General features: G+C 65.9%; 8 protein-coding genes. 1 reads left to right on the top strand and 7 read right to left on the bottom strand.

Features of this window, described 5'->3' with window-relative positions; translation table 11 throughout:
- Positions 1–3: 3 nt before the first annotated feature.
- From eutC to TQ29_RS03510, 6 genes are all read right to left on the bottom strand, one after another.
- A complete protein-coding gene (gene eutC, locus TQ29_RS03485) occupies positions 4–750 on the bottom strand; it encodes an ethanolamine ammonia-lyase subunit EutC (RefSeq protein ID WP_054538033.1) in 747 nt (248 codons plus the stop codon).
- Positions 747–2,144 carry an ethanolamine ammonia-lyase subunit EutB gene (locus TQ29_RS03490; RefSeq protein WP_054538034.1) on the bottom strand — a complete coding sequence of 466 codons (1,398 nt, stop codon included), beginning with the start codon at positions 2,142–2,144 and terminating at the stop codon, positions 747–749. The genes eutC and TQ29_RS03490 overlap by 4 nt, the downstream gene beginning before the upstream one ends.
- A gap of 38 nt (positions 2,145–2,182) precedes the next feature.
- Positions 2,183–3,403, bottom strand: a complete 1,221-nt coding sequence (locus tag TQ29_RS03495) for an ABC transporter permease (RefSeq protein ID WP_054538035.1) — start codon at positions 3,401–3,403, stop codon at positions 2,183–2,185.
- The gene (locus TQ29_RS03500) at positions 3,400–4,323 is read right to left on the bottom strand and encodes an ABC transporter permease (RefSeq protein WP_054538036.1); all 924 of its coding nucleotides are present in this window, start codon (positions 4,321–4,323) and stop codon (positions 3,400–3,402) included. The genes TQ29_RS03495 and TQ29_RS03500 overlap by 4 nt, the downstream gene beginning before the upstream one ends.
- A 3-nt stretch (positions 4,324–4,326) precedes the next feature.
- Complete coding sequence (locus TQ29_RS03505) at positions 4,327–5,421, bottom strand: ABC transporter ATP-binding protein (RefSeq protein WP_054538037.1); 1,095 nt, start codon at positions 5,419–5,421, stop codon at positions 4,327–4,329.
- A gap of 112 nt (positions 5,422–5,533) precedes the next feature.
- Complete coding sequence (locus TQ29_RS03510) at positions 5,534–6,676, bottom strand: substrate-binding domain-containing protein (protein ID WP_054540305.1); 1,143 nt, start codon at positions 6,674–6,676, stop codon at positions 5,534–5,536.
- Between the two features lie 268 nt (positions 6,677–6,944).
- Between TQ29_RS03510 and TQ29_RS03515 the strand changes: the two genes are divergently transcribed.
- Positions 6,945–8,432, top strand: coding sequence for a PLP-dependent aminotransferase family protein (locus TQ29_RS03515; protein WP_054538038.1), 1,488 nt, complete (start codon positions 6,945–6,947; stop codon positions 8,430–8,432).
- Here the strand turns inward: TQ29_RS03515 and TQ29_RS03520 are convergent.
- Positions 8,417–9,166 (bottom strand): SDR family oxidoreductase, encoded by a 750-nt coding sequence (locus TQ29_RS03520; RefSeq protein ID WP_054538039.1) that lies wholly within the window; start codon positions 9,164–9,166, stop codon positions 8,417–8,419. The two genes, TQ29_RS03515 and TQ29_RS03520, sit on opposite strands and share 16 nt — an antisense overlap.
- Positions 9,167–9,188: the final 22 nt, after the last annotated feature.

The following is a 9,188-nucleotide window of genomic DNA, read 5'->3' on the forward strand; positions in this document are numbered from 1 at the left end:
AGTTTATTCGATCTCCGGCGCCCGCGCCACGAGATCCTTCAGCGCCACGCCGCTCTGACCCGTGCGGCGCATGTCCGACAGCAGCGCCGCGATCTGCGCGGCGGCGGCGTCGGGCGGCAGCCCGCCGTCGCGGATGTTCGATACGCAGTTGCGCCGCGAATCCGGCGTGCCCGGCGCAGGGGCCCAGGTGACATAGGCGCCAAGGCTGTCGGCCGAAGACAGGCCCGGCCGTTCGCCGATCAGCACGACAACGGCGCGCGCGCCTAGCGCCGTGGCCGCCGCGTCGCCCAGGGCGACCCGCGCCTGCTCGGCCAGGATCACCGGCCCGGCGGTCAGCCGCGTCTGCGCCAGCCGGGCCAGCAGGGCGCGCACCACCGGCGCCGCGTTCAGGTTGACGGCGGTGGCCGACAGCCCGTCGGCGACCACGATGGCGACATCCGCGCCACCCGCCCCGGCCAGCGCCGCCGCAGCGCCCGGCCCGAGCCTGCGCCCCAGATCCGGCCGGCGCAGGTATTCGGCCCGGTCCGCCGCCGCGCTGTGCAGGCGGATCGTGCGCACATCCTGCAGCGCGCGCTCCAGCGTGTCGCACTCCATGGCCGACCAGACCGCCTCGCGCGCGCGGGCGTGATCAAGCGCAAAGGCCTGAGCGGCGCGCGTGGGCTGCCCCGCGCCCGCGCGCCCCAGCGCCACGCGGGCCTGTGTCAGCGCGGCGAGCGATTTCAGCGGCGGGGCAGCGGGGGCGCGGGTCATGGCGCGGCCTCCAGCAGCCCGGTGCCCGACAGCCGCTCGGTCAGCGCCGGGGATGCCGCGCGCAACGTGCCGTCCGCCGCCGTCAGTCCCACCGTTTCCAGCCAGGTGGCGAATTCCGGCGCGGGCGGGCGGCCCAGCGTTTCACGCGCGAAGATCGCGTCATGATGCGACAGTGACTGATAGTTCAGCATGATGTCATCGGCCCCCGGCACGGTGATCACGAAATTCACCCCCGCCGCGCAAAGCAGGGTCAGCAGCGTGTCCATGTCTTCCTGATCCGCGTCGGCATGGTTGGTGTAGCAGACATCGACCCCCATCGGCAGGCCCAGCAACTTGCCGCAGAAATGGTCTTCCAGCCCGGCGCGGATGATCTGCTTGCCGTTGAACAGGTATTCCGGCCCGATGAACCCCACGACGGTATTGACCAGAAGCGGGCGGAATTCACGCGCCACCGCATAGGCGCGCGCCTCCATCGTTTGCTGATCGGTGCCGTAATGCGCCTCTGCCGACAGGGCCGCGCCCTGGCCGGTTTCGAAATACATCACGTTGTCGCCCAGCGTGCCGCGCTTCAGCGAAAGCCCGGCTTCCTGCGCCTCGCGCAGGAGCGCCAGATCGATGCCGAAGCCGGTGTTGGCCTTGGCCGAGCCGGCGACGGACTGGAAGATCAGATCGGCGGGGGCGCCGGCCTCGATCGCCTTCAGCGCGACGGTCACATGGCCCAGGCAACAGCTTTGGGTCGGGATCTCCAGATGGTTGCGGATGTCATCGAGCAACTGCACGATGCGGATGTAATCGGCCACCGTGTCGGTCGCCGGGTTCACCCCGATCACTGCGTCGCCCGATCCCATCATCAGCCCGTCCACCGCCGAAATCGCGATGCCGAGGCTGTCATCGGTGGGATGGTTCGGCTGGTTACGTGTCGAAAGCCGCCCGCGCAGGCCGATCGTGTTGCGAAACCGGGTGACGACCTGGCGCTTGGCGGCAACCGCGATCAGATCCTGCAGCCGCATGATCTTGGACACGGCCGCCACCATTTCAGGGGTCAGCCCCCATGTCAGGGCCTGAAGTTGATCGTGCTGCACCGCAGGGTCAAGCAGCCATTCGCGGAATTCGCCCACCGTCATCGACGCAATCGGCGCGAAGGCGCGCGCATCATGGCGGGCGGCGATCAGCGCGGTTACCTCGTCGTCATCGACCTGCATCAGGTCGTGGCGCAGGAACTCTGACAGTGGCAGGTCGGCCAGCGCCATCTGCGCCGCCAGCCGTTCGACCGGGCCGCTGGCGGCAATCCCTGCCAGCTCATCCCCGCTGCGCTGCGGGGTGGCCCGGGCCATCAGTGTTTTCAGATCGGGAAATACGAACCGCGTCTGTTCCAGCGTGATCCGATACGCCATGCCGTTTCTCCGTGCTGCGCCTGCCGCCTATCGGGCCATCATTCGGGCGCGGGCGCAAGGGTGCCGGGGTTGAAGGCCCCGCCGAAGGGCGACGGATTGCTGGGCGCCGCCGGTTCTGGCGCCGCGCTCTCCGGCGCAAGCCCGCCGGTGAACGCCCCGCCGAAGGGCGATGGGTTCCCGGCCCCGCCTTCCGCCGGGGTTTGCGTCTGGCCGCCGGCCTTTTTCTGTGCGTCGATCCGGCTGCGCTGCTCTTCCTGAAGCTGGCGCTGGATGGCGCGTTTTTCTTCCAGAATGCCGGCTTCGCAGACCGAACTGTCATGCTTGCTGCCCAGCCAGACCAGCCCGCCGGCGATGCAGAGCAAAAGCGCGAGCACCGCGCCCGGGTGGGTCAGCAGCCGCAGCACCGGGTTGCCGAAAATCGCCGATTGCTCTGCCTTGCCGCTGTCCAGCAGCGTTTTGCGCCGGATATACGCCTCATGCGTCAGCGCGCCGATCAGGGTGATCGAGATGATGATCACCGCCAGCGCCGAAAGCGACGGATCGGTGCCGTGCCGCACTTTCGAGGCCAGCGCGGTGGTAAAGGTGTTGCCCGACAGGATGGTGAAGACGGTGGTGTTGTAATTCTCGAACGACGCCAGCAGCGTGATGAAAGCCGCCGATCCGATCGCGGGGGCCAGAAACGGCAGCAGGATCTTGCGGAACGCCTGCCCGGGGCTGGCGCCGAGATCCAGCGCGGCCTCGGTCTGGGTGGCGTCGAACCGTTGCAGCCGCGCGATGAAGACCAGCATCGCATAGGCCGAGATAAAGGTGACCTGACCGGCGATCGTCAGAAAATAGCCGTTGTAGAAAAACGCCTGCGCCGGGCCGCCCAGCGTGCGCCCGATCTGCCCCCAGAACACGATTGTCGAAATGCCCAGCACCACGCCGGGGATCAGGATCGGCACGATCAGCACGGTGTACAGCGTCGCGCGCAGCCGCGCGCTCAGCTCCGACAGGGCCAGCGCGCCGGCCAGCCCCACGGGCACCGCCACCACGATCACGCCGATGCCGATGAACAGGCTCGACAGCAGCCCGCTCATCAGCCGGTCATTGGTGATCAGCACGTTGAACCAGCCGGTGGTGAAACATTCCCACGGCGTGACCCGCGGAAAGCGCGACGAGTTGAAGGCGGTGATCACCATAATGATCAGCGGGCCGAACAGGAAGGTGAAGAAGGCCAGCGCATAGGCCGCGCTGAAGACCGATCCGCGCGGGTTCATTTGCCGATCTCCCCGACCGAAACCTTGAAGACGCGCATCATCAGCGTCACGAAGGCGATGCAGACCAGCAAAAGGATGACCGCATAGGCCGATCCGCGCTGCCAGTTCGACGACTGGTTGAACCACTGATAGATCACCTGCGTGAACCACAGGCTGCTGGGCCCGCCCAGGATTTGCGGCGCGGCCAGCGCGCCCGAGGTCAGCATGAACACCATCGTCGCGCCCGAGGCGATACCGGGCTTGGCAATCGGCAGCACGATCCGCCAATGCACCCGCCACCAGGGCGCGCCCATGTCGCGCGCGGCCTCGATCTGGGCGCGGTCCAGCGCCTCGACGGCGTTGTAGATCGGGAAGATCATCAGCAGGATATAGGCATAGGCGAGGCCCGAATAGAGCGCGACATCGGCCCGGATGAAATCGACCGGCGCATCCCACAGCCCCATGCCCAGCCCGACCGAATTGATCAGCCCGGTCGCCCCGAACAGCACCCGGAAGGCAAAGGCGCGCAGGATCTCGTTGACCCAGAACGGAATGATCAGCCCGATCACCATCAGCCGCGCCGATACCCCGCTGGCCGAATGCGCAAGGATGAAGGCGATAGGATAGCAGATCATCACGTCCAGAATGGTCACGAATACCGCCGCGATCAGCGTGCGCAGCAGGATGCCGATATCGAGCGTGTTCAGCCCGTCGTCATTGCCGAACATGAAATAGCGATAGTTTTCCAGCGTATAGGTGTCATCCGGTCCGCCGATCTGACTGGCCGGAAGGTTGTGACGGAACGAATAATCCAGCATCGAAAGCTGCGGCAGGACGATCAGCAAGATCACCCAGGCGGCAACGGCGATGGCCACGAACAGGGCCACGCCCATGCCGTGGCGGCCTGCAAAGCTGTTGAACGCGGTGCGAAAATTTCCCATGGGTTATTCCGATGCCATCGGACCGGCGGGCAGCACGGTGGCATGCTCCGGGGCAAAGGCCAGCGTCAGCGCGGCGCCGGGGGCAAGCGGCGCCGCCGCAGCCCCGGTGTTGATCTGGCTCAGCCGCAGACGGGTGCCGGCACAATCGGCAAGCAGATGGGTGCTGGCGCCTTCGAACGCCTGGCTGCGCAACGTGGCGCTGATCGTGTTCGGCCCGGCCTCGCCGGTCAGGGTCAACTGCTCGGGGCGGATGAACAGGCTGCATTGCTCGCCCGGCTTGTACTTGCGCCCGCCCGCGGCGCGGCCGCTGACCGGGCCGACGGGCGTGTTCAGCGTGACCATCCCTTCGGTCTGGCCCGCGACCTTGCCGGAGATGGCGTTGTTTTCGCCGACGAAGGACGCGACGAAGGCCGTGCGCGGGGCGTTGTAGATCACATTCGGCGCGCCGACCTGTTCGATCACGCCGCTGTTCATCACCGCCACGCGGTCCGACATCGTCAGCGCCTCGCCCTGATCATGGGTGATATAGATGAAGGTGACGCCGACGCGCTGCTGAATCGCGCGCAGCTCGGCGCGCATGTGCTGGCGCAGTTTCAGGTCCAGCGCCGAGAGCGGTTCGTCCAGCAACAGGATGTCGGGCTCCACCGCCAAGGCGCGGGCGATGGCCACGCGCTGTTTCTGCCCGCCCGACAGTTCCGACACTTTCTTGTCGCCGATGCCGGGCAGCGCGATCATGTCCAGCAATTCATCTGCCCGCTTGCGGCGGTCTTTTTTGGATGCGCCGCGTACCTCCAGCGGGAAGGCGATGTTTTCTGCCACGCTCATCAGCGGGAACAGCGCCAGATGCTGAAAGATCAGCGCCGTGGGCCGCTTGTTGGGGCCGACGCCCTTCATGTCCTTGCCGCCGATCAGCACCTTGCCTTCGGTCGGATCGGAAAACCCCGAGATGCAGCGCAACAGCGTGGTCTTGCCGCAACCCGACGGGCCGAGGAACGAAAAGAACTCGCCACTGTCGATCTTGAGGTTGGCATTGTCCACGGCGGTGAAATCGCCAAAGCGGATGGAGACGTGATCGAGAAGGACGGTTCTGTTGCGCATGTCGGGCTTGGGTCCGCTGGGAAGGGCCGCGCCGGGGGCGGCGGCTCGGGAAAGGAAAAGGGCGGGGGTGGTCCCCCGCCCGTGGCCGGGCGCGAGGCCCGGTTTGCCCGTGTCAGGCCGACAGGAACTTGTTGGTGAATTCCGTGCGCATCTCGGAATACCACGGCCCTTCGGCCGGCCAGGCGTTCAGGTTGGCCAGTGCCTCGCCGGGGTAGGCATCGGCGAAGTTCTGGGCGTAGATCTCGCCGCCAAAGGCATCGGCGCCCAGCACCGGGCTGTTATAGCCATGGGTCTGGATCGCCGTGCCGGCCCATTCGGGGTTATAGCAGGCGTCGATGAAGGCGTAGACCTGCTCGATGTTCTTGGCGCCGGTGGGCAGCGCCATGCCGTCGACCCAGGCCATCGCCCCTTCGACCGGCGCGCGGTACATCACCGGCTCGCCTGCGGTTTTCAGCGCGATCGGCGGGCCATCCCATGTCTGGCCCACGATGACGCCTTCGTTCAGCAGCCCGTTCTTCTGGGTGTCGGCGTCGTTCCAGATCAGCTTGATGTTGCCCTTCTTGGCGATGGCGTGATCGACGACCTTGGTCCAGACCTCGGTCATCTTTTCGGGGGTGGTATAGGCCGCCCACATCGAACCCGGCTCCAGCTCGCCGATCCGCTCCAGCCCCAGGCCGAGGCCCAGCAGCATGGAATGGCCGCGGCCCATGGTCTTGCCGGCATTCGCGTCATCCCAGATGTCGTAGTAGGAGGGGAACTCGCCCGCCGGGGTGAACAGATCGGTGCGCCACGCCACGCCTTCGGTGCCCCAGATATGCGGCACCCAGTGGCTGCCCTTGCCGTCGAAATTCCAGTGGGCATCGCCCAGCGCCATCGCCGGGTTGACCTTTTCGATGGCGATCTTGCTCATGTCGAAGGGCTGCAGCAGGCCCAGTTCGGCCCAGAGCAGGTTGCGGTTCACGGTGGGCGACACGATGTCGAACCCTTCGCCGCCGGTGGCCTTCAGCTTGTTGATGATCTCTTCGTTCGAGCCGATGCCGGTGAAGTTGATCTTGATGCCGGTGCTGCCCTCGAACGCCTCGACAAAGCTGGGCGGCAGATAGTCGGACCACATCATGATGTTGATCTCGCCCGACGAGGCCAGCGCCTGTCGGCTGACGATCGCGGGTGCGGCAAGGCCGGCGGTGACAGCCGCCGAGCTTTGCAGAAAGCGCCGCCGGTTCAGGTTGCGGAGCGTTTTGGAAGGTGTGGTCATGAAGTTCCCCATTGGATTTATTCGTAACTCGTTTTTTGGGCGCAGGACCGGCACTTCGCGACGATCCGAAAGCAGAGGGGCAAGAGCGATCGCCCACAGTTTCTGCGCTTGCAAAAAGGTTAGGATAGGGTTTTGCTGAGAGCTTAGAGCCAGATAGTGAAAACTATGGTGCCAGGGCGGTTTTCGCGCGATGACGGTATTGGAGTGCCTATGTCTTTGGCACCACGCTGTGCCTTGCCGTGAAATCCAGGAAGGAAGCGGGCATCGCATGCTAGAGCGCATATTCGAAACGCCGTTCCGCGCGGATCAGACCCTGCAGCAGCAGATACAGGAACGCCTGATAGAGGCGATCCTTGCCGGCAAGGTGTCGCCCTATGATCCGCTGCCGGCAACCCGCGTGCTGTCCGAGCAGATCGGCGTGTCGCGCAACACGGTGATGCTGGTCTATGAGCGGCTGGCGCAGGACGGTTATATCCGCACCGTCAACCGCCGGGGTTATTTCGTCGACGAAAGCGTTCTGCGCGACAAGCTGAATGTCGATGTAGGTGGTCTGGTCCGGCCGGGTGAGCCGGTGGAAGCGGTTGATTTCACCGCACATATGACCGGCCGCTATTCGCGCCAGCCCAATATCGTCAAGCGGGGCGACTGGAAGGGTTATGCCTATCCGTTCATCTACGGTCAGGTCGCGGCGGACGAAACCTCGATCGCGCGCTGGCGCGATTGCGTGCGGATGGCGGGCACGCGCCGGCATGCCCATGCCTGGGTCGGCGATCTGGTGGATGGCGACGACCCGATGCTGATCGAACAGATCCAGCGCCGCATGCTGCCGCATCGCGGGTTTCGCGCGGGCCCCGAGGAATTGCTGGTAACAGTGGGGGCGCAGAACGCGCTGTTTCTGGCCGGGGGGCTGTTTTGCAGGCCCGGCGCGCAGGTGCATCTGGAAGATCCGTGCTATGTGGACGCGCGCAACATCTTTGCCGCGCAGGGCGGGCAGCTCGTGCCGCATGCGGTGGACAGCAACGGCATGCGCATGGGCGATTTTTCAGGCGCTGCGCTGGTCTATGTCACGCCGGGGCATCAGGCCCCCACCAACGTCACCATGAGTATGGAGCGCCGCCTTGCCTTGCTGGAAGCCGCCCGGCGCGACGACTTTCTGATCATCGAGGATGATTACGAACATGAGCTGAACTTCATCGGTGCCCAGCACCCGACGCTGAAAAGCCTGGATGTGTCGGGGCGGGTCATCCACATCGGCAGCCTGACCAAGCCGCTGTTTCCGGGGCTGCGGCTGGGCTTTGTCGCCGCCGCCGCCCCGGTGATCCGCGAGCTTCGGGCGCTGCGGCGGCTGATGTACCGCCACCCCTCGGCGCTGGCGCAGCGGGCGATGGCGCTGTTTCTGGCCGAAGGGCATTACGACACCCATATCCGGCGCCACCGCAAAGAGCTTGCCGCCAGGTGGAAGCTGATGATGCGCGAGCTTGACCGCCAGCTGCCCGATTGCGCGGTCACCATGACGACCGGCGGCTCCGGCATCTGGCTGGCGCTGCCCGAGGGCGTCAGCGCGCGCGCGGTGCAGCGCCGGGCCGAACAGCAGGGCCTGCTGGTCGAGGCCGGGGATGTGCATTACCACGGTACGAACGCGCCGAAAAACCGCCTGCGGCTGGGGTTCGGCGCGATCGAGGCGCGCAAGATCGCAGAGGGTATCACGCTGCTCGGGCAGGTGATCGCCCAGGAGCGGGCTCAGCCGCCACGGTAGATCTGGAACGGCGCCCAGCTTTGGCTGACGGGCATCACCTCCAGGCTGTTGATATTCACATGCGGCGGCTGGCTGGCGACCCAGTAGATGGTGTTGGCGATATCCTGCGGCTGAATCGGGTTGGCACCACCATACAGCGCATCATGGGCCGCCTGATCGCCCTTGGTGCGGACCAGCGTGAATTCGCTTTCGCACAGGCCCGGCTCGATCGAGGTGACGCGCACCCCGGTGCCGTGCAGATCCGACCGCAGACCAAGCGAGAATTGCCGCAGGAACGCTTTCGTCCCGCCATAGACATTGCCGCCCGGATAGGGGTAATGCGCCGCGACCGACGACAGGTTGACGATCATCCCCTTGCGCTCGATCAGGCCGGGCAGCATCAGATCGGTAATCGTGACCAGCCCGGTGATATTGGTGTCGATCATCCGTTTCCAGTCCGACAGGCTGGTGTTCGGGGCGGGCGCGGTGCCGAGTGCGAGGCCGGCATTGTTCACCAGAACGTCGATCCCGGCGAAATCGTCGGGCAGCGCGGCCAGCGCGGCGCGTGTGCCGGCTTCGTCGGTGATGTCGAAGGCCGCGCCGTGAAAGCTGTTGCCCAGCTCGTCGGCCAGTTCCCGCAGCCGCTCGGCCCGGCGCCCGGTGCCGACCACTTTCCAGCCTTCGGCGACGAAACGGCGGCTGGTCGCTGCGCCGAAACCGGCGGTGGCGCCGGTGATCAAAACGGTTCGGGTCATGTCTGGGCCTTTCTGCTGCTTT

This window comes from Actibacterium sp. EMB200-NS6, assembly GCF_001305615.1.
GTDB classification, from domain to species: Bacteria; Pseudomonadota; Alphaproteobacteria; order Rhodobacterales; family Rhodobacteraceae; genus Actibacterium_A; species Actibacterium_A naphthalenivorans.